Genomic DNA, 1,363 nt, shown 5'->3' with positions numbered 1-1,363 from the left:
AGGTTTAAGTCGAGATCTTTGTTCACACGCGACACCAGATGTAAGGTCAGAAAATAATTAGAGCAGCCATTGTTTGCTGGCTGCTCTAATATAAAAGACCACTCATTCTGTTTGGTCAAATTAATCAAACAGTTATGTCATGGTTATGTCCAATCACTTGGCATTTTTATCAATAAAACTATTACTTACTGTGATTGTTGTCTGCGTTTTTTCATCTCATAGAGATCTTCATCCGCTCGAACGATAACATCTTGCAGTGATTCGTGTGATTCGTTTGCCGCAACGCCAGTGCTTACGCTGACTTCAATGTCTAACGTTTTAAGTCGGTTGTCTTTGACAACGCTACGTAACTTTTTCGCCAACATCGAAGACTGACTGATGCTGCACCCCGGCAAGATTGCGATAAACTCATCGCCCCCAGTTCGGACGAGATAATCGCTGGTTCTGAACACTTTTCGCATCGCATCGGCAATGATCTCGATAACCTCGTCCCCAACGTGATGACCATAGCGATCATTGATTCGCTTGATCCTGTCGCCATCAATGGCAATGACGGAATAAGGGGCCGTTTTCAAGCGGCGTTTGAATTCGCTATCTTTAAAGACTCTGCGGTTAAGTAACCCGGTTAAATCGTCTTTTGTCACATTCGTCAGTGCCGTCGCCAGACGAAGTTTGCTCTCTTTGGATTCATGCGCTTTGTTGTAATACGCCAAGGTTGCCAAAAAGAAAATAACAAACAGAAAGCTGTAATCCACCATCACTTTACTGAACGGGTACATGTAGACAATCAAGTTGTTGTTGTCTGCCACAAAAGATTGTGTGTACGCGAACGATGGCCACGGATAACCTGAAAAATAGATCACCATTTGTTTGTTACCATTGGAGATCTGTACGTCGACGGCTTTCCCTTCGTTATAAAGTGATGAAAGATAGAGCTGTTCTGAAAACTCGCCGACTAACTCACCTTGGAAATAAACCGGGCTCATGATGCTTATTGCCATGTCATCCGAGTAGGTGGTTTTAAACGGCAGAGAAAACAACACGCGATCAGTCAGTTGTTCTTTCCACGCAGCCAGAACGCAAGAGTAGTTGCTCTTGCACCAATCGACATCGAATGTGGCCTTCACACCTTCTAACGCTTTGATTGGGCGCTCTAAAATCAACTTGCTCCCAGTATAAGAGCGAAAGTACATAATGGCATTTTGTCGATTAAACGCATTCGATAAATACGCTTCGGCTTGATGCAGCGATTTGCGCGCGACGGCTTCAACGTAATTCAGCTTTTCGTACGGTGACAGCGAGTAAATCGCGTCTTGGAAGCTGAACTCAGTTTGAGCTTCTACTTCATCCACGCTCAAGCCTT

1 protein-coding gene is annotated in these 1,363 nt (G+C 44.2%); it reads right to left on the bottom strand.

What is annotated here, in order from left to right; genetic code table 11:
• Positions 1-185 precede the first annotated feature (185 nt).
• Positions 186-1,363 (bottom strand): GGDEF domain-containing protein (locus R8N28_RS25015; RefSeq protein ID WP_318183640.1); only part of this gene is annotated, 1,178 nt, incomplete at its 5' end.

Source organism: Vibrio sp. Vb1554 (assembly GCF_033344235.1).
The sequence above is the reverse complement of the archived record's forward strand: the minus strand, read 5'-3'. Positions and strand labels throughout refer to the sequence as shown.